The sequence below is a fragment of the Treponema succinifaciens DSM 2489 genome (assembly GCF_000195275.1).
In the GTDB taxonomy this organism is placed as follows: Bacteria; Spirochaetota; Spirochaetia; order Treponematales; family Treponemataceae; genus Treponema_D; species Treponema_D succinifaciens.
In genome coordinates, this window is record NC_015385.1 from 1365453 (window position 1) to 1384257 (window position 18805).

At 38.0% G+C, this 18805-nt stretch carries 17 protein-coding genes; 3 read left to right on the forward strand and 14 right to left on the reverse strand.

What is annotated here, in order from left to right:
* Window positions 1–4: 4 nt before the first annotated feature.
* The 5 genes from TRESU_RS06495 to TRESU_RS06515 form a co-directional block, all read right to left on the reverse strand.
* The gene (locus TRESU_RS06495; RefSeq protein WP_013701468.1) at window positions 5–721 is read right to left on the reverse strand and encodes a YggS family pyridoxal phosphate-dependent enzyme; all 717 of its coding nucleotides are present in this window, start codon (window positions 719–721) and stop codon (window positions 5–7) included.
* Window positions 722–735: 14 nt separating this feature from the next.
* On the reverse strand, window positions 736–1611 hold the full coding sequence (gene rsmA / locus TRESU_RS06500; RefSeq protein ID WP_013701469.1) for a 16S rRNA (adenine(1518)-N(6)/adenine(1519)-N(6))-dimethyltransferase RsmA: 876 nt from the start codon (window positions 1609–1611) through the stop codon (window positions 736–738).
* Window positions 1612–1626: 15 nt separating this feature from the next.
* Window positions 1627–2892, reverse strand: coding sequence for a ComEC/Rec2 family competence protein (locus TRESU_RS14225; protein WP_013701470.1), 1266 nt, complete (start codon window positions 2890–2892; stop codon window positions 1627–1629).
* On the reverse strand, window positions 2886–4046 hold the full coding sequence (locus TRESU_RS06510) for a hypothetical protein (protein ID WP_013701471.1): 1161 nt from the start codon (window positions 4044–4046) through the stop codon (window positions 2886–2888). Before TRESU_RS06510 ends, TRESU_RS14225 begins: the two co-directional genes overlap by 7 nt.
* A 69-nt stretch (window positions 4047–4115) precedes the next feature.
* On the reverse strand, window positions 4116–5231 hold the full coding sequence (locus TRESU_RS06515) for a PilZ domain-containing protein (RefSeq protein WP_013701472.1): 1116 nt from the start codon (window positions 5229–5231) through the stop codon (window positions 4116–4118).
* Window positions 5232–5313: 82 nt separating this feature from the next.
* Between TRESU_RS06515 and TRESU_RS06520 the strand changes: the two genes are divergently transcribed.
* Window positions 5314–5964: a CPBP family intramembrane glutamic endopeptidase gene (locus TRESU_RS06520; protein ID WP_013701473.1), complete on the forward strand. Its 651-nt coding sequence runs from the start codon at window positions 5314–5316 to the stop codon at window positions 5962–5964.
* A gap of 52 nt (window positions 5965–6016) precedes the next feature.
* Window positions 6017–7429, forward strand: coding sequence for a threonine synthase (thrC, locus tag TRESU_RS06525; protein ID WP_013701474.1), 1413 nt, complete (start codon window positions 6017–6019; stop codon window positions 7427–7429).
* Between the two features lie 68 nt (window positions 7430–7497).
* Here thrC and cmk read toward each other — a convergent pair whose 3' ends face one another.
* From cmk to xylB, 5 genes are all read right to left on the reverse strand, one after another.
* Window positions 7498–8058 (reverse strand): (d)CMP kinase, encoded by a 561-nt coding sequence (gene cmk / locus TRESU_RS06530; protein WP_013701475.1) that lies wholly within the window; start codon window positions 8056–8058, stop codon window positions 7498–7500.
* Window positions 8059–8066: 8 nt separating this feature from the next.
* A complete protein-coding gene (locus TRESU_RS06535) occupies window positions 8067–8936 on the reverse strand; it encodes a YicC/YloC family endoribonuclease (RefSeq protein WP_013701476.1) in 870 nt (289 codons plus the stop codon).
* Window positions 8937–8945: 9 nt separating this feature from the next.
* Window positions 8946–10445: a UDP-N-acetylmuramate--L-alanine ligase gene (gene murC, locus TRESU_RS06540; RefSeq protein WP_013701477.1), complete on the reverse strand. Its 1500-nt coding sequence runs from the start codon at window positions 10443–10445 to the stop codon at window positions 8946–8948.
* A 203-nt stretch (window positions 10446–10648) separates the two neighbouring features.
* Complete coding sequence (gene xylA, locus TRESU_RS06545; protein ID WP_013701478.1) at window positions 10649–11962, reverse strand: xylose isomerase; 1314 nt, start codon at window positions 11960–11962, stop codon at window positions 10649–10651.
* A gap of 71 nt (window positions 11963–12033) precedes the next feature.
* Window positions 12034–13521, reverse strand: coding sequence for a xylulokinase (gene xylB / locus TRESU_RS06550; RefSeq protein ID WP_013701479.1), 1488 nt, complete (start codon window positions 13519–13521; stop codon window positions 12034–12036).
* A gap of 145 nt (window positions 13522–13666) precedes the next feature.
* On the opposite strand from xylB, the gene TRESU_RS15810 reads away from it, so the two are divergent.
* Window positions 13667–14500: an AraC family transcriptional regulator gene (locus TRESU_RS15810; RefSeq protein WP_013701480.1), complete on the forward strand. Its 834-nt coding sequence runs from the start codon at window positions 13667–13669 to the stop codon at window positions 14498–14500.
* Between the two features lie 2 nt (window positions 14501–14502).
* Here TRESU_RS15810 and TRESU_RS06560 read toward each other — a convergent pair whose 3' ends face one another.
* From TRESU_RS06560 to TRESU_RS06575, 4 genes are all read right to left on the reverse strand, one after another.
* On the reverse strand, window positions 14503–14931 hold the full coding sequence (locus tag TRESU_RS06560) for a J domain-containing protein (RefSeq protein ID WP_013701481.1): 429 nt from the start codon (window positions 14929–14931) through the stop codon (window positions 14503–14505).
* Window positions 14915–16288, reverse strand: coding sequence for a sigma-54-dependent transcriptional regulator (locus TRESU_RS06565; RefSeq protein ID WP_013701482.1), 1374 nt, complete (start codon window positions 16286–16288; stop codon window positions 14915–14917). Before TRESU_RS06565 ends, TRESU_RS06560 begins: the two co-directional genes overlap by 17 nt.
* 71 nt (window positions 16289–16359) lie before the next feature.
* Window positions 16360–17547 carry a two-component system sensor histidine kinase NtrB gene (locus TRESU_RS06570; protein ID WP_013701483.1) on the reverse strand — a complete coding sequence of 396 codons (1188 nt, stop codon included), beginning with the start codon at window positions 17545–17547 and terminating at the stop codon, window positions 16360–16362.
* Between the two features lie 19 nt (window positions 17548–17566).
* Complete coding sequence (locus TRESU_RS06575) at window positions 17567–18805, reverse strand: DNA polymerase III domain-containing protein (RefSeq protein ID WP_013701484.1); 1239 nt, start codon at window positions 18803–18805, stop codon at window positions 17567–17569.

Sequence of the window (18805 nt, forward strand, 5' to 3'; positions counted from 1 at the left end):
CCTGCTAAGAGTAGTCGCGTTCTCCAAACAATGCCGTTCCTATGCGGACCAATGTGCTTCCTTCTTCGATTGCAATTTTATAGTCGCCGCTCATTCCCATGCTAAGCTCGTTTATTTCAAGTGAAGGAAAACTTTTGTTCAGTTCATCTTTTAAATTTCTTAGTTTTGAAAATGATGCGTGGATAAGTTTTTCATCTTGAGTAAAAGGAGCCATCGTCATAAGTCCTTTTGGAACAATGTGCGGATAAATTCCATTTGCGCAGTTTTCTACAGATTTGAGCAATACGGACTTTTCCTTGTAGCCGCTTTTTGAATCTTCACCAGTATGAATCTCAAAGAGCACTTCAATTTTCTTTTCAATTTTTGCGCATTGTTTTTCAATTTCCGCCAAAAGTTCTTCTCTGTCCACGGATTGAATGCAAGACGCGATTTCAACTGCCTTTTTTACTTTGTTTGTCTGAAGGCTTCCGATTATGTGAAGGTCTGGCTTAATTTTTGAAACTGAATTTATCTGTGTGAATTTTGCAAAGGATTCTTGCACACGATTTTCACCAAAAAGAGTCTGTCCTGTTTTCAACGCAGCCAAGACATCTTCCGCAGGATGAAATTTGCTTACAGCGCAAAGTTTAACGCAGCCTTCTTTTCTGCCGGATTTTTTTTCAGCTTCCTTTATTTGATTTCTAACTGATTCAAAATTTTCTGCAATTTGTTCTGCTGTCATTTTTGAGCCTCTGCTTATATTTTATCAGATTGCTTGAGTTGGCTCAACATATCGGAAATTTTTATAAAATCCTCGACTGCTAAATTTTCCGCGCGTTCAGTTTTGGAGATTCCGCATTTTTCAAAAAATTCTTCCGCTGAAATATTTTCCGGAAGAAGAGGCTTTATGTTGTTCTGAATTGTTTTTCTTCTTGCGGCAAAAAGAGCGTGCACAACTTTTACAAAAAGCGCAGAGTTTCCGCTGAAAGGATTTTCTTTTTTTGTCATAACAACTGCCTGAGAGGAAACTGTAGGCCGCGGCCAAAAACTGCTTGAGCCAAGAACAAGATCCAGTTTTACATTGTAGCCCCACTGGCACAAAACGCTGAATGCCGAATAATTTTCAGTTCCCTTTTTTGCTGCCATCCGCTGGGCAACTTCTTTTTGAACTGTAAAGACGCATTTTTTAAAAACAACATTTTCTGTGATTGTGTCGGCAATAAAAGTCGCCGCGATATTATATGGAAGATTTCCAAAAAGTTTTGCAGGCTTTTGCGGATTTTCATAGAATGCTTTTTTCCAGTTTTTTAAAACATCTCCTTCTATAATTTTAAATTGCTCTGATTTTTCCTGCTGTTCAAAAAACTGCTTTAATATAGAAATAAAACCTCTGTCGATTTCAAAGACTTCAAGATTTGCGCCGCTTGAAAGAATCAGTTCTGTCATGCAGCCAAGACCGGGACCGATTTCCCACACAAGCTCGTCTTTTTTCAATTCTAGAAGGGAAAATATTTTTTCTCTTGCGGACTGGTTTATCATAAAGTTCTGACCGAATTTTTTTTGCATCGCCATTCCACTCTGCTCAAGAAAAGCTTTTAATTCAGACGGCGAATTGTAATCAGGATGATTCATGTTTGCTCCAAAAAGTTAAAATTCTACAAGCGGCAAAAGCGCAAAAAGTTCTGCCGTCAATTTTATTATCTGATAAAGAAAATTCATTATAACTCCAAAGAACGGAGAAAGAAAAGGTATCATAAAAGAAAACAAAATTGCAACCATGGAAAAAGTCAAAAATATGCTTACGAGCGGACAAACTGCAACAGAAGCAAGAATACCTCCGGGAGCTGCTGACTTAAAAAGCGCAAGGCTTAAAGGAAAAGCCACGCTCTGGGCACCGGCGGAAGCAGAAAGTGAATCTGAAATTTTTTTAGGAAAAAAGGATTGAAAAATATGTTTGAATGCGTTTCCAAAAAGAAGGATTCCTGCAAGTGCGCCATAAGAAAGTATAAACGCTGCGGAAAAAATATCGTCAGGAAAAATCATGCAATGAAGCAGAAACACAAAGCAAAGAACTTTGAAAAAATTTACCTGAACACAAAAGAAAATTCCGCAGAAAAGCAGAATCAAAGAGCAAAGCAATGCGCGGAACAATGAAGGTGAAAGTCCTGCAAACCATACAAAAAATAAAATTCCAAAAAGCCTAAGCCAAAAGTCAAATTTTTTTCCAAGAATTTTTTTCCCAGTTCCGCCTGCAATTGATGAAAAAAAAGAAAGATGCATTCCGCTTAGTGCAAGAACGTGGGAAAGTCCCGCATTTCTAAAAGTTTCACATAAGGAGCTGTCTGTGTATTCTCTTGAGCCTGAAAGCAAAGCCAAAATAAAACCTCCTGCGCTTCCCCAGCCGTACATGAGTCTTTTAAATGCAAATCTGCAAAAAGCTCTGAACCTGAAAATTTTTTGTTTTAAGGACTGAGGCTGCTGTAATTGCTCTGCGCTCTCTGCTGAAAAAAATGATTTTGAAAATTTACCATAAAAAGTTATAGTTTCACCTTCTTCAATGATTACTCCATTTTTTGAAGATGAATACAATTTTCCAGGATATAAAGATTCAACGATTTTGGCAGGAACAAGAACTGAAATTTTTCCGGATGCCTGTGAATTTATTTTTGCTCCTGAAATTTCTCCAGAAACAGAGGAAAGCTTTAATTTCACAACGTAAGATTTTCCAGAAGAAATTTTTGAAGGATTGGAGCAAACTATGCCAGAAGCAGTTTCTATTTTCTCTAAAGGAATCAGGCTTTTATATGGAAAACGCTCTTTGCTTTTTAAAAAGCCTGAGTAAATAAAAATGCAGAATACTACCGCTACCAAAACAAACGGACTTAGAAAATTTTCTTTTAAGAATTCTACCACTTTAATTTTGCAAGGGCATTTTTTGCGGCAGCTATAACCTCCTCTGGATAATCAAGATAAGTTGCATAAAGCAGGCTGTCAAAAGCGGCCTTGTCGCCCATTTCCCCCAGAGAATTGATTAAAGAAAGCACAACGGCTTTACTAGGAGGCAAATTTTTTTCAGTTTGCTTGTTTAGAAAATCAAGATATGACGAAAGTGATGAAGAAGTTTCCGCAGAAGAAACAGAAGCAATATTTTTTATTGTAGAAGAAAAGTCTTCATCGGAAAGATTTCCGTTTTCATATTCTTGTCTAATTCCGTTAAAGCATGAAGCAATCAAAGATGCGGCTCTAGTCCATTGTGTATCAGAAAACACTTGAAGGCAGACAAGAGTCAAATTCAGCTTGCTTCCTGAAAAATCAGGTTTTGCTCCTTTAATATTATATATAACTGATGACAATGCGTTTTCTGCAGATTCTCCGCAGATTTTTTTTGAAACTTTTGGATTTTCATCAAGCCTTTTTAAAATCAGAATCTTTTTTTCAATTGGAACAGTTGACAAAAACTGAAGAATTTCCTTTTCGCTTTCGTTTGCAAGTCCGCCGTAAGATGAAGCCAAAATTGCGCTGTAAGACGGCCAGACATCGAGAATGTCAGCAATAAAAAGCATATTGAACGACGCGGAATTTCCGTAGGTGCCCATAAAAAGAACTGCCTTTAAAAGAGCTTCGTCCATTTCCTGCGATTTTTGCATTTTGCTGTAGAAAAAGTCGTTTACAAGATAAAGATTTTCCGGCGACTGAAAAACAGAAAATGCGTCAATCACTGCGATTTTTATTTTTGAATCGCTGAAGGTTTTAAATATCATCCTAAGTTTTTCAGCGATGATTTTTTCCTTGCCTTTGCTGTTTCCTGCTGTAAGCGATTTTACAGAAGTTTCCACAAGGTTTATAAAATCAGTATCCGAGCTAAGAGCGTCATAAGCAGAAATTGAAAAGTCAAGAGCTGCGATTGCAATTGAAGAATCTCCCGCTGCACTTGACGACTCAACAACTTGTTTTTTTTCAACCAAATTTCCTTTGTAAAAATCAGACATATAAGATTCCTGCGCATGGCAAAATCCGCAGACTGAAAGAGCAATTAAAAATATTTGTTTAAATAAAATTTTTTTCATAGCAAATCTTCTTTGATAAATATATAAAATATATAGAAAAATTTCTATACATTCCGGCCGCCTCAAAAACTAATGGCTTGAATTTTCTTGCTGAATATTTTTATCTGCGCTGTTTTCTTCCTGAGTTTGATTTTCTTCCAAAGAAGCCTGCTCAATTGCCTGATGAATTTCTTTTTGCTCCGGCGGAATTACGTTGTAAACAAATGCAAGAACTGTATTCCTCATGCTTTTTTCAATGTGCGTGCATTCAAAATGAATTCTTGACTGGCCAAGCTGACTGTTCCACTCAACTGCCCGGATTACGCCGTGCATGACAACGAGCGCGCCGTTTATTTCAAACTGAATTTTTATGCGGACATTTGCTTTTCCTTTTCCGCCGATTCTTATCATCGCTCCGTCTTCGCTTATGTCTTCAAGCAGGCATTTGTAGCCTGGATTGGTTTCAACTTTGTCATATTCGATTTTTTCACCTTGCTGGACAATGTACATCTGCGCGTAAATTTCGCATTTGCATCTTATTGACTGACGTTTTTGAGTCCGGTCAAGTTTTGTTGAATGCATTAAAAACAAAGCTTTGTCGCTTCTGAAAATTCCAGTTCCGATAACTTTTGTGTCAAAAGCATATCCTGCGTCACCGTTTCTCCAAAAGTAAACTGAAATTTCTTTTCCTTCCCATTCAGATTCGGGAAGAAATTCCGGCCGCTTGGACTGCTTTGAAATTTGATACGGAAGAAGAATTATGAGCTGAGTTCCGTTGTTTAAAATGCGCGACTTGAAAACACCTTTGCCTTTTAAAATAACGCTCAGCTTTTGTTTTATGTCAAGCGATTTTGTGCTTTCTATTCCGCGTTTATTTTCCTTGTCAAGAATTACGCGCGTTTTGAATTTATAAAGTTTTTCAAGAAACGCCTGGATTTGCGTTGAATCTTCCGCGCCTTTTTGCCTTGCCTCTTCAATTACTGAAGAAATGCATCTGTTCACGGAATTTTCTGAAATGTAAAGTGAAAGAGGCTCTTCAATTCCGCATTTTTTCGCAAGTTGCCAGAGCGCAGAAATTTCAGAATGCCTGAATCCGTAGTCAAAACCCTTTGAAAAGAAATTCATTTTTTCAGTTGAGGCTTTGTACAATTTTAAAAGCGTAAAAATAAAAGACAGAGTTACAATTACGGAAATTACAGCAGGCACAAAACCACCTCCAAGAATTTTATGCGTTTACATATTTATTATAGTAAATTTTGCAATTTCTTGATAGTATAAACATACCAAAATGAAAAAAAGATACATTTTAGCAGAGTTTTTAGTTGTTTTTGTTTTTTTGCTAATTCCGCCGATTTTTGCAGTCAAAGGAGCATATTTAAGCGAGGAATTTTCTTTTTCTGTTCTGGCTGAATTTTTTATCGCGGCGATTCTTCTGTTTCAGTTTAAAATAGAAAACAAATGCGAAAAAAAATCTGCTAATGAAAAATTTATTTTGCTTGTAAATTCATTGAAATGGGGTGCGCTCACACTTGGATTTTTAATGCTGATTTTTGCTGCGGTTCATGCTTTTTGTTTTGCATTTAAAATTTCTTCCGCTCAAACTGAAATTTTATTAAAAAATCCTGAAAATTTTTCATCTTGGATTTTTCTTATTTTTACATTGGCTGCCGGAGCTTTTTTTGAAGAAGCCGTTTACCGTCAGTTTGTTCCAGAAACTTTAAATTCACTTTTAAAAAAATGGAAAATTCCAGTGGAAATATTTTCAGTTGTAATTTTTGCGCTTGCCCACAGATATTTAGGCTGGATTTCTGTTTTCAATGCGGCTTTTTGCGGAGTTGTCCTTAGGCTTTGCAGAATAAAAACGGCTTCAATTGCGCCTTCTTTTTCGGCTCATTTTATATACAATCTTTCGCTTATTGTATTTTCCGTGCTGTTGTAAAATTTTATAATCATTGATATAATTTGAAAACAATTTTCGCATGAGGAATTTTATGAAATATACAGATACAAGAGATAAAAAAGTAAGTGTTGATTTTAGAACTGCGGTTTTGAATGGAATGAATGCAGAAACTGGCGGACTTTATATGCCGACTGAATTTCCGCGTCTTGAAAATTCATTTTTGGAGCGCAATCCAGAACCTTCATTCCGTGAAATTGCCTACGAAATGGCAAAGCCTTATGTTGAAAATGAAATTCCAGATACTGACTTGGAATCTATAATTCAGGATTGCTATCCATTTTCTTCAAAAGTTGTTCCTATTGATCCTGTAACTTATGTGCTTGAGCTTTTCCACGGACCGACCTGTGCATTCAAGGATTTTGGAGCAAGGTTTATGGCGCGCGTGATGTCATATTTCAATCGCTCGGAAAATGACAATCTTCATATTTTGGTTGCAACTTCCGGGGATACAGGTTCTGCTGTAGGAAGCGCGTTTCACAATGTTCCGGGAATCGACGTTACAATTCTTTATCCGGACGGAAAAATTTCACCATTGCAGGAAAAACAGCTTTCAACTTTCACAGGAAATGTCCGCGCATTGAAAGTAAAGGGAACTTTTGACGACTGCCAAAAACTTGTTAAAACTGCATTTACAGATAAAGATTTGAGATCCAAGTTCAGGCTTTCTTCTGCAAACTCAATAAATATTTCCCGCCTTTTGCCGCAGTCTTTCTATTATATGTATTCATCTCTTGTTGTAAAAAAGAGAATTCCGTTTGACAGCAAAAATGGAGGAGACGCAATCATTGTTGTTGTTCCGAGCGGAAACTTTGGAAACCTTACATCAGGACTTATTGCGCGTGAAATGGGAGCGCCTATAACAGGATTTGTTGCTGCGACAAATTCTAACCATACAGTGCCGGACTGGATTGCAAGCGGTGAATACAAAACTCGCCCTTCTGTTCCAACATTAAGCAATGCGATGGATGTTGGAGCTCCTAGCAACTATGAAAGAATTGACGCAATGTATTCGCTTGACCAAGTAAGAAATCTTTTTGCTTCATACTGGACTGATGACGAAGGAACAATTGATGGAATAAAAAGATGCAAGAACAAAACTGGATACGTAATAGATCCGCACGGTGCAGTTGCCTGGAAAGCATGGAATGATATTCGTGGCGGTGAAATGGAAAAACTTGTAAACGGCCAGAAAAATGATTTTACAAAGCCTGGTCTTACACCGAATGTTCCTTTCTGGGCAAAAGCTGTTGTAGACAAAAAAGCATCTGCAATAATTCTTGAAACTGCTCATCCTGCAAAATTCGGCGCGACTGTTTACAAGGCAATCGGGCAAGAGCCTGCTCTTCCAGAACGTCTCGAAAAGGTTGTTTCTCTTCCTGACAATGCTATTCCAATGGGCAAAGATTACGATTCATTCAAGGAATGGCTGGTTTCAAACTTGTAGATTTTTATAAAGAAAGGGGCTGTCCTTGGTTGGGAAGCCCCTTTTTATCGATTCCAGTATTAATAAAATTATTCAGTTGTTACAAGGTTTCTTTTTTCAAGTTCCAAAAGAATTTTTTCTACTATTTGCTCTGGAGTGAACAAAGCCGTGTCAATTTTCAAGTCCGCAAAGCCAAAATTGCTGTTGTCAATGTTGTAAAGTTTTTTATACCGGCGGCTGTCTTCAGAATCTCTCATCGCAGTGAAACTTTTTATTTCTTCAAGTGAACCGCCTTCTCTGTTTAGAATTCTTTGTGCGCGGACATTATCATCAGCAATAAGATAAACTTTAAAATCTGCTTCTTTTAGCATCCAAATTGCAAGACGGCTTCCAAGAACGCAGCTTTCTTTTTTTGCAAGCTCAACTTGCCTTGTGTCAACTGTAATGTCGTAGCTGTCATCGGTTTTTGCATTTTCAATTACCTGGGCAAGTGTAAGATTTTTTTCTGCCGCAAGCTGACGGAAGGTAAAGTTTATAAGTTTTACATTCAGTTTTTGCGCAAGCAAAGTGCTTACTGTTGTGTTTCCACAGCCAGATTTTCCGCTTATGGCAACTCGAAGTTCTTTTCCCTTAGGAATTTTATAATTCATAGCAGCTCCTATTCAATGTTCTTGCCCTGTTCTCTTATGTTTTCAAGGGCATTCTTTGCGTCAATTACTTTTTCACCGACTTCTGTAAACTGATTTTTGCTTCCGATTGTATTGATTTCGCGGTTCGCTTCTTGACAGATAAAATCAATTTTTTTACCCGGAATCGGATTTTCGTTGATTTCTTTTCTGAGAGCCTGCAAGTGGCTTTGAAGCCTGATAATTTCCTCGTTGATTGTGTATTTTACAATCATCGCCGCAGTTTCCGACATTATGCGGTTTTCATCTGCCTTGTCCGACAGAAGCTCATGGAACTTTGCTGAAATTTGCTCGCGGAATCTTTTTTCCATTTCCGGCTGCCACTTTTTAAAAAATGCGGCGCACTCATCAAGCGTAGAAAGCTTTTCAAGCAAATCGCTTTTTAAATTTTCGCCTTCACGTTTGCGGTCTTCAATAAACTGCGAAAGAACTTCAGAAAAAACACCTTCAATTTTTTTCCAATAAGACTCAGCGTCGTATTCGTGGGAAACATTCAAAACGCCTTCCTGCGAAACAATCAAACTTAAAGGAATTTCAACTTCTGATTTTCCCAAAGCCTTTGCAATTTCCAAAATCGCATCGCTGTACATTTTTGCGGCGGCTGGATCGGCACTTACTTTTGCTGTTGAATTGTTGTCTCGAACCCGGATTGTCAAGTCGATTTTTCCGCGGACAATTTTTTCGCTTACAGTTTTTCTGATTCTTGCTTCAAGCGGATTCAAAAAAGACGGAATGTTTACAGACAAATCCAAGAACCGTGAGTTGACTGATTTTATTTCAACGCTTATCTGCGTATTTTCCACAATGGCTTCTTTAAAGCCGTAGCCTGTCATGCTGTTCATATATTTTTCCTAAACTTTAAATTTTTCAAGAACCATTTTGCCGACTTTGAAATTGTCGCCGGCTCCCATTGTAACAAAAACATATCCATCTTTTGCATCGGACTTTTTGTTCAGCTCGCTTTCTATGATTTGAGCGGCTTCTTCAAATTCTTTTGCATAGACAACATTCGGATGGTATTTTTTTGCGTGCTCGGCAAGAATTTTTCCAGTTACAGTTGTGCTGTCCGCTTTTTCACGTGCGCTTCCGTAGATTTTATTTATAACAACCATGTCCGCGCTTTCAAAGCTTGATGCGAATTCTTCAAGCAAAGCCGCAGTCCGTGTGTAAGTGTGGCTCATAAAGTCAACGATAATTTTGTGGTCTTTATAAAATTGCCGGAACCCAGCCAAGGTTGTTTTTATTGCTGTCGGATGATGTCCGTAGTCGTCAATAAAAATTATGTCCTGCCCGAATTTATTTTTTACGCATCCAACAATTTCGCTTCGGCGTTTTCCGCCTGAAAATTTTTCAAGGCCATTTTTTAACTTGTCAAAATATTCCTGCGGATTTTTTCCGGCAGTTTTTAAAAGCCTGCAGCACAGAGCAAATGCCGCCGCTGCATTTCTTGCGTTGTGGTTTCCCGGCACATGAAGAGCGCATTCAGTTTTTCCAATTGTAAAATATTGCTTTCCACCCTCAACTTTTCCGAATGAAAGTTTAAAGTCGCCTTCCGCGTTTTCCCCGTAAGGAATGAAATTTATGTCGTTCCGTTTTTCCTTTGCAAGCTCGGCTGTCTCGCAAGCGCCTTTGTCGTCAGCGCAAAAAATCAAGTCGCCGTTTTCTGGAAGTTTGCAGATATAATCAACGAAAGCATTTTGAATGTCGGAAAAAGTCGGATAGTAATCCTGATGGTCGCTTTCAACGGAAGTCAAAATTATTTTCTGCGGACAAAAAGACATAAAGTGCCGCTGGTACTCGCAGGTTTCCGCGACAAAATATTTTTTTTCAGCTTCATCTGAATTTGAAAATTCCGATGAAGTCATTGTGCAGGAATTTCCAAAAGAAGAAATAATGCTTCCTGCTAAAACTTGAGACGGAAGGTCAATCTCCTTTAGCATTGTTCCTGCAAGACCGGTTGTTGTGGTTTTTCCATGGACGCCGCAAATTCCGCAGCTGTATGCAGTTCTTGAAAGTTCACCCAAAGCCTCGCTGTATAAAAGAAGCGGAACTCCAAGCTTTTTTGCCTGCGCAAGATCCGGATTTTTTTCAGCTGAATACGCGCTTGAATAAATTACAAGCTGAGTTTTTTCTGTAACATTCTGAGTGCTGAACGGCAAGGCTTTGATTCCAAGTTTTTCAAGAATTTCATCTGTGTAGAATCTTTCTGAAACATCGCTGCCTGTGATTACAGCTTTTCGGGCGGAAAGAATTTCCACAAGTGCCGCCATTCCAGTGCCCTTGATTCCAACGAAGTGTATGTGAACTCCAGTTAAGTTCTGGGGGAGAATCGATTTTTCCATGGAAGCCATTTTACAATAGAAACAATGTTTTTGCAAATAATCGAATTATTCTGAAAAATCGCATTCGGAAAATTTCTGGATACTCATCTGTGCAAAAACAGCAATAGGGATTTTCCCGAAGATGGAATTTATAAAATGCTAGTCTCTAAAGTTTCCCGATCAGATTGAAAAAACGCAGCCATCGGAAAACTCCGAAGACTGCGCATTTTCATTTATCCAAGGCAAATCTGGTTGAGGATATTCTCGTAAAGTTCCTGTTTGCCGGAAGTCTTTGCAACTTGCTCATAAGGCTTTGCAAGTGAAGCGACTTGATCAAGCGTGAGTTTTCCTTCAGCGAAAGCTTTTCCGTTGCCAGTTTCAAAACTTGCATAGCGTTCTTTTAGCATTGAAGGAATGCGTCTGTCTTCGATAAGCTGAACGGCTTTTTCAAGTCCGCGCGCAAAGATGTCCATTCCGCCGATGTGCGCAATGAACAAATCTTCTGGAGCAACTGAATTTCTTCTGACTTTCGCATCAAAGTTAAGTCCTCCAGTTGTGAATCCGCCCATTCTGATTACTTGAAGCATAGCTTGTGTCGTTTCATAAATGCTTACCGGGAACTGGTCTGTGTCCCAGCCGTTTACAGGGTCTCCGCGGTTTGCGTCGATTGAGCCAAGCATTCCGTTGTCTACGCAAACTGTAAGTTCGTGCGCAAATTCGTGACCTGCAAGTTCAGCATGGTTCGCTTCGATATTCAGCTTGAAGTCCTTATCGAGTCCGTGAGCGCGGAGGAATCCGATTACAGTTTCTGAATCATAGTCATACTGATGTTTTGTCGGTTCCATTGGCTTAGGCTCGATGTAGAAGCAGCCGGTGAATCCTTGTTTTCTTGCGTAGTCGCGCGCCAAGGTAAGCATCATGGCGAGGTGTTCTTTTTCTGCTTTCATGTCTGTGTTCAAGAGGCTCATGTAGCCTTCGCGTCCGCCCCAGAATGTGTAGCCTGCTCCTCCAAGTTTTATAGTGTTGTCGATTGCTGCTTTTATTTGGCTTGCTGCCTGCGCAACTACATCGAAGTCAGGATTTGTTGCGGCTCCGTTCATGTAGCGCGGATTATTAAATACGTTTGCAGTTCCCCAAAGAAGTTTTACACCTGTTTCTTTTTGACGTTCAAGCAGAAGATCTGTGATATGTGAAAGTTTTTTTTCGCTGTCAGCAGGGCTTGTTCCTTCTGGACAGATGTCGCGGTCGTGCCATGCGTAGTATCCGCAGCCTAGCTTGGTTATGAATTCAAATGCCGCGTCAACTTTTTCTTCTGGAGTTTTCCAGGTGAATTCGCGTGTTCCGCTTCCAAAAGGATCTCCTCCGTCTGCACAGAAAGAATGCCAGTAGGCTACTGTGAATTTGAGCCAGTCTTTCATCTTTTTGCCCATTACAACTTTTTCAGCATCATAGTATTTGAATGCGAGCGGATTTTTTGATTCCGGACCTTCGTACTTGATCTGACCAATTCCTGGAAAATATTCCTTTGAACCTTTGAAAAATGACATAAATCCTCCTAAAGCCAGTTTTTATTTTTTAACCGGCTCTTTATATTGAAGTCTGCAATGCAAACTTTTTTTTATTTGTATAATGGCGAAAGCTGATTCACCAAAATTTTATATTCTTCAAATGCCTTGCTGTATTCCAAAGCATTTTTCTCGTTTGGCAAAGTTGTCTTGGATTCATCTAGCGCAACATGTATTTCCGCGAGGCTCTCCATTGAAACTGGAGTTCCCTGCAATTTTTTTAGACACCACAAAGCTTGCAGTGCAGCTCCAAATGCAGCAGCTTCTGATGAAACTGGAACTTTTACAGGAAGATTCATAATGTCCGCCGCAATCTGTCTCCACACTTTGCTTTTTGCGCCTCCTCCAGTCAGTCTAAGTTCCTTTGGTGTAAAGCCGTGCTTTTTAAATGAATCAAGTCCTGTCCTCATTGAATATATTGCGCTTTCTAGTGCTGCCCTTGCGATGTTGGCTCTGTTGCAGTTTGCTACGGTGAGTCCAGTTATGCTTGCTTTTCCGTGCGGAAGATTCGGAGTTCTCTCTCCATTAAAAAACGGAAGCACAAAAACTCCTTCACATCCGGGGCTTGACTTTTCAGCTTCAGCATCGAATTCCTTTACATCAAGATTTAAAAGCGTTCTGATTTCTTCGGAAGCAACCGTGCAGTTCATTGTGCAAAGAAGCGGCAAATATCCGCCGGAAGAGGAGCAGAATCCTGAAATGCCTTCCGCAGGATCTGCAACAGAAGAATCGGTAAAACCGTATAAAGTTCCAGAAGTTCCCATGCTCATTGTAAGTGTTCCGCTTTTTACGGCTCCAGTTCCGATTGCACTCATCATGTTGTCTCCGCCGCCAGAAGAAACAGCCGCGCCCTTTGGAATTCCAAGCCAGTCAGCAGCTTTCTTTGAAACAAATCCTGAAGGCTCATCGCTTGCAATAATTTTGGGAAGTTTTTTTAAAAGTGATTCATCGATTGCCTCGCAGATTTTTTTTGACCATTTTTTTTCTTTTGAATTGAACAAAGCAGTTCCAGAAGCATCGCCCTGCTCCATCACATAATTTCCAGTAAGAAGAAAATTCAAATAATCATGGGGAAGCATTATGTAATGGAGTTTTTCAAAAAGTTCTTTTTTATGCAGCTTGAGCCACAAAATTTTGGGTGCTGTAAATCCTGGCAAAATAAAATTCTGAACTTCTTTTACAACTTCATTTTGTCCGCCAGCAGCATTTGTAATAAGTTCACATTCTTTCGCAGTTGAAGTGTCATTCCAAAGTTTTATATTGTAAAGCGGATTTCCTTCTGAATCCAAAGGAACAAAGCCGTGCTGCTGTCCAGAAACTCCAATCGCTTGTATTGATTTTTTTCCTTCTGAAGAAATTTTTGAAAAACAGACTTCAAGTCCTTTTTTGTACCATTCAGTTTTTTGCTCTCTTGTTCCGTCTGATTCTGAAATAAGTTCCATTGGGCAAGATGAGCTTTCCAAACTTTTTCTAGTTTCATAATCATAGAGAACAACTTTCATGCTTTGTGTTCCCAAGTCAATTCCAGCGACAGTTTTCATGAAAACCTCCAGAAAAATTAAAATTTGTTTCGCTTACAAAAATAGTATCAGACTGAAATGGCTATAAGCAATACAGAAAACTGATTTTATATATCCAAAATTGATTTTTCATGCTAAAATATTTAATATAAACAGGAAAAATACCGTGGAAATAAAAGAAACTGCCTTTATTTACAAATTGATTGCCGGAGAAAAACTTGCCTGGCACGGACGCTATCATTCGCATGGAGAAATGGAATTTGAAATTCATTTTTTTTCGGAAGGAGAAGGAACATTTTTTTCAAACAGAACTTCTTACAGCATAAGGAATAACACATTGTTTCTAGTTTTTCCGCGCGAGTTCCATTCAATTCTGCCAAAAGAAGTAAAAAAGCCTCTTACTTACTATGCGGTTCTTTTTTCGCTGAGCAAATCCGAAAAAAAACTATATCAATTATTGATAAATTCTTCGAGCAGAAAAAAAAATCAGCCGGTCGCTAGCAATGAAACTGCCTCAATAAAATTTATACTTGAAGACATAATGAAGTTTTCAAAGTCGGATTCTGCGGACTTAAAAAAATCTGCGGATCTGCTTCTTGAAAGCTGCCTGTTCCGCTGGTTTGGAAAGCAAAATAAAACTGAAGGAAAAATCGCAGCTCAAAAAAAATCAAAATCTGCAAAAAGTTATGTCGAGCATTCGATAAAATTTATGGAAAAAAAAGTTTACACAAGATGCACTGTTTCAGAAGTTGCGAATTTCTGTGGAATTTCGGAAGAACATTTTATACGAATTTTTAAAGATGAAATGCAGATGACTCCGCATCAATATTTTTTGCGCCTGAAAATTCAAACCGCTGCCCTCGCCTTGATAAATTCCTCAAGCACAGTTTCTGAAATTGCAGATGAATTTTCTTTTGAAAATCAGTTTCATTTTTCAAGAGTATTCAAAAAATGCACAGGACTTGCTCCGTCTTCTTACCGGGCGGGATTTTCATCATAAAGTTAAAAAGATTTCATTAAAAGTTCGTAAGCTTCAACAATCATTCGTGTTTTATTTGTCGCAACTTTTTTTAGCACAGGATTTTTGTCATATTTGTCTGGATGAAAATATTTCAGCTTTTCTTTGTAAGCCTTTTTTACGTCATCTTGATTTGCAGAAGCTGTTATATCAAGAAGTCTGCAAGCGCGCTCAACTTCCGGCGTTATTTTTTTTAAAGATGAAATTTTATTTTTTAAATGCTCAGTCTGATTTTTTTGTTCTGCCCTAGTTTTATTTTTGCTGACATTTTCTTTAGAAAAATTTTCTTCTGATTTTTTTTCTTCATGCGGAATTTCTTTTTCAGAATATTTTATTTTCTTTTTAAACTTTACTTGCCCGGATTTTAAAGTTTCATTTAAAAGATCACCGAGCTTGTCATACATTGTCTCCATCTGATTTTTCCTCGTCTTCGCCCCACTCTGAAAGTTTTCGCTGCAATGTTTTTCTTCCTATTCCAAGAATGTCCGCCGTTTTGCTTTTGTTGTTTTTATTTGAAGCTAAATTTTGCTGAATGATTATTTTTTCAGCTTCATCTAAAGTTATTCCAAACGGAATTGCAATGCTGTTTTCCTGTGAGCTTTTTGCTACTGCAGGCGGAAGGTCTTCAATATTTATTTCATCTCCCGAACTCATTACGACTGCGCTTTCAACACAATTGCGAAGTTCCCTTATGTTTCCAGGCCAGTCATATTTCATAATTGCAGCTTTTGCTTTTCCAGAAAATTCCTTTACTGCTTTTCCATTTTCTTTATTGAACTCTTCCAAGAATGCTGAAATTAAAAGCGGCAGATCGCTTTTTCGTTCTCGGAGCGGCGGAACATGAATGTGAATTACATTCAGTCTGTAATACAAGTCCTCGCGGAATCTTCCAGCTTTTATTTCTTCCTCAAGATTTTTGTTTGTCGCCGCAATTACACGAACATCAACTTCTATAGTCTGCTCTCCGCCGACACGTTCAAATTTTTTTTCAGCAAGAACCCTAAGAATTTTTATCTGAACATTCTGATTTATTTCCCCGATTTCATCAAGAAAAATTGTGCTTCCGTGGGCAAGTTCAAATCTGCCTTTTTGCAAATGGTCAGCTCCTGTAAAAGCACCTTTTTCATGTCCGAAAAGCTCGCTTTCCAAGAGAGTTTCACTTAGAGCCGCGCAATGGACATTTATCATGGTTTTGTCGTGCCGCGGAGACAAAGCATGAATGGCACGGGCAACAACTTCTTTTCCAACTCCGCTTTCGCCAGTGATGAGAACGCTCGCCTTGGATGCAGCCGCCTTTTTTATTGTCTCCTGAATTTTTTGCATTGCGATGGAAGAGCCTATCATTTCTTTTAATGCAGAATTTTCAGCGACTTCTTTTTTTAGCTCCTGATGTTCAATTTTGATTTGCCTGCTTTCCAGCGCACGTTTTACAATCATATCAAGTTGATCAAGGTTTAGCGGCTTTGTAAGAAAATCATAAGCGCCATGTCTCATTGCATCTACTGCGGAATCGATGCTTCCGTGACCAGTAAGAATAATAACTGGAATTCCTGGAGTTTCTGTTACAACATGATTTAAAACTTCTTCACCAGAAATTCCAGGCATTCTTAAATCTGTGATTACCAAGTCTATGTCGCCTTTTGAAATCAGCTCAAGACCTTCTTTGCCAGAAGCAGCAGTTTTTACATTGTAATCTTCAAGTTCAAAATTTGCCGCAAGTCCTTCCCGGATGTTTTTTTCATCATCTATAATTAAAATTGTAAATTTCAAATTTTCCTCCAAAAAAAAAATCAAACAAAGGCAATAAACACTTTATATAAAAGCAGACGTTAGGTTAAATTTTACTCTTCAAGAAGCATAGTTTCTTTTTGCGGCACAGGAATTTGCACAGTAAAAACAGTGCCTTCATCAAGCTCTGAATTTACAGTTATTTCTCCACGAAACTCTTTTACAATTTTATAAACAGTTGTAAGCCCTAGTCCAGTTCCATCGGCTTTTGTTGTGTAGTACGGTTCAAAAATTCTTGAGCAAGTCGCCTCGTCCATTCCACAGCCATTGTCCGCAATTGTAAGTATGTAATGATCATTTTTTATAAAAGAATTTATGGCAAGTTTTCCGTTGCTTTTTTTGCTGGAAAGAATTGCAGCTTTTGCGTTTTGCACAATATTTATAAAAATTTCTCGGAAAAGTTTTTCATCAATTAAAAGTCTGTTTCTATTTCCTTGCAAATTTACAGAAACTTCTATTCCGCAATTTTCAAATTCCGGCATGAAAAAATTTATTGACTTTTCTATTATCGAATCAGGCTCGGAAAGTGTCATGTTTACTTTTAAAGGACGAACAGCAAACAAAAAATCCATTACAATTTTGTTCAAGTTTTCAATTTCTTCATTCACGACAGAAAGATATTTTTCCATGAATTTTTCATCAGGAAGCTGACCGTCGCCTTCTCTGCATTTCTTTATCGATTTTTGCAAAAGCTGAATATGAATGCTTATTGCGCCAAGCGGATTTTTTATTTCATGTGCAACTGATGCCGCAAGATTTGTCAAGCTCTTTAGACTTTCCATTCTGTGCATCAAAATTTCCTGCTGGCGTTTTGCAGTTATGTCTTCAATAAAAATAATTGTTCCCGCAATTTTTCCGTCGCAAACAAGAGGCAGAATTGAAACAACAATAAACCTTGCTTTGTCATCTGCGGAAACTATAGAAAATTCTTCGTTAGTATTTGTGTTTTGTTTCTGCGCGCAAAATGAAATAAAATTTGAAACTTCCTCATCCGCTATAAGATTCCAAACAGGGTCTGACTTTATCAGATGAAGATGAAAGAAATGGAGATAACGTTTTGCAGATTTATTTATTTTTGTTATGCACCAATTGTTATCAACGATTACAAGTCCTGAAGGAATGCTTTGAATTATTGAATCGTATATTTTGTTTTCCTCGCGGACTGTATTTAAAAGACGTTCAAGCTGTTCATCGGAAAGTTTTGTAATTTTTTCAGATGCCTTTTCAACAAAATCTGCCATTTAAATTTTCCTCAAAAAATCAAGCTAATTTTTTTAGAATGCCATCATTCATATAATTTATGTGCATTAAATTTCTTGCAAGCTCTTCAAGGCAGGCTGAAGGATTCTGATTAAAAATTTCAACATTATTTAATGAAGTTCTAAGTTGTTTTAAAACATTAAAGGAAACTTCTGAACCTGCGGCAGATGTTTTTAAATTTTCCTGAGATTCAATAATTCCGCAGATAAAAATTTTAAAAAGAATTCTTGGCTCAAACGAAGCGCAAGTTGAAATTATTTTAGGAATGTCGGGAATGTGTCCTTTGGCTACATTGCTAAAAAAGTCAGCTGCGCAAGATTTTACAAGTTCAGGCTTTACTGTTAAAAATGACTGCATGAATTGTGTTATGCTGCTAAATTCTTTTTCATCATTGAAATCAGGTTCATAGTGAAAAATTCTATTTATAACATTTCTCTGCTGTTCCGGTGAGCGTTCAAAAAAATTGTAAGTGCGGACTCTTGAAAGTATAGTCGGAAGGATTGCGCCGCGCTTTGTCGTTGTAAGTATAAAAATCACATCTTCTGGAGGTTCTTCAAGAATTTTCAGTAACGCATTTCTTGCGCTGTCTGCCATTAAATCTGCGTTTTCAATAATTAAAACTTTTCTTCCATTGCTTGAGCTTAAGTGCGCCCAGGAGGAAAAATTTCTTATTTGCAAAACAGGAAGAGAACTATACAAAAAACTGCTTTCAAGTTTTGTGCAGTCTTTTTCAATTGAGTCTAATATTTTTCTCAGTTCTTCGTCATCTGGAAGAATTCTTCCTGGTTGAATTTTTTCAAGTCCCTCTTCTATATTTTGTAAAAGTGGAGAAAATTTTGAAAGCTTGTCATCTCCATTCCAAAGCACAGAATTGAACTTTGAAATCAGTTTTCTTACTGCGCGCAAATAAAGGTACCTTGAAGCCTCAAGATGTTTTGTGTTTTGAATGTTTTGGCTTATTAAAGTTTTTTTTGCGGCAGCAATTTCCAACGTTCGGTTTCCAGCACCGCAAATAAGGAGATTTTGACTTACCATAGCTTTATGCTGACGGCAGTTTAAGCAAGTGCAGTTCCATTCACCGGAATTTGCGCATGAAAGAACTCTCGCAGTTTCCAAAGCACAGGAAAGTTTTCCAGAGGATGAAGGACCTGAAAACAAAATGGAATTTGGAAAACGTTTTTTTTCAATATCATCTTGTAAAAGTTTTGTCGCGCTTTGATTCAAAATATTTTCAAACAT

Bases quoted from the DNA above. Each gene is read 5' to 3' on its own strand.
- TRESU_RS06495 (WP_013701468.1), bottom strand. From the start codon at position 721: ATGACAGCAGAACAAATTGCAGAAAATTTTGAATCAGTTAGAAATCAA.
- rsmA (WP_013701469.1), bottom strand. From the start codon at position 1,611: ATGAATCATCCTGATTACAATTCGCCGTCTGAATTAAAAGCTTTTCTT.
- TRESU_RS06510 (WP_013701471.1), bottom strand. From the start codon at position 4,046: ATGAAAAAAATTTTATTTAAACAAATATTTTTAATTGCTCTTTCAGTC.
- TRESU_RS06520 (WP_013701473.1), top strand. From the start codon at position 5,314: ATGAAAAAAAGATACATTTTAGCAGAGTTTTTAGTTGTTTTTGTTTTT.
- thrC (WP_013701474.1), top strand. From the start codon at position 6,017: ATGAAATATACAGATACAAGAGATAAAAAAGTAAGTGTTGATTTTAGA.
- cmk (WP_013701475.1), bottom strand. From the start codon at position 8,058: ATGAATTATAAAATTCCTAAGGGAAAAGAACTTCGAGTTGCCATAAGC.
- TRESU_RS06535 (WP_013701476.1), bottom strand. From the start codon at position 8,936: ATGAACAGCATGACAGGCTACGGCTTTAAAGAAGCCATTGTGGAAAAT.
- murC (WP_013701477.1), bottom strand. From the start codon at position 10,445: ATGGCTTCCATGGAAAAATCGATTCTCCCCCAGAACTTAACTGGAGTT.
- xylA (WP_013701478.1), bottom strand. From the start codon at position 11,962: ATGTCATTTTTCAAAGGTTCAAAGGAATATTTTCCAGGAATTGGTCAG.
- xylB (WP_013701479.1), bottom strand. From the start codon at position 13,521: ATGAAAACTGTCGCTGGAATTGACTTGGGAACACAAAGCATGAAAGTT.
- TRESU_RS06560 (WP_013701481.1), bottom strand. From the start codon at position 14,931: ATGGAGACAATGTATGACAAGCTCGGTGATCTTTTAAATGAAACTTTA.
- TRESU_RS06570 (WP_013701483.1), bottom strand. From the start codon at position 17,547: ATGGCAGATTTTGTTGAAAAGGCATCTGAAAAAATTACAAAACTTTCC.
- TRESU_RS06575 (WP_013701484.1), bottom strand. From the start codon at position 18,805: ATGTTTGAAAATATTTTGAATCAAAGCGCGACAAAACTTTTACAAGAT.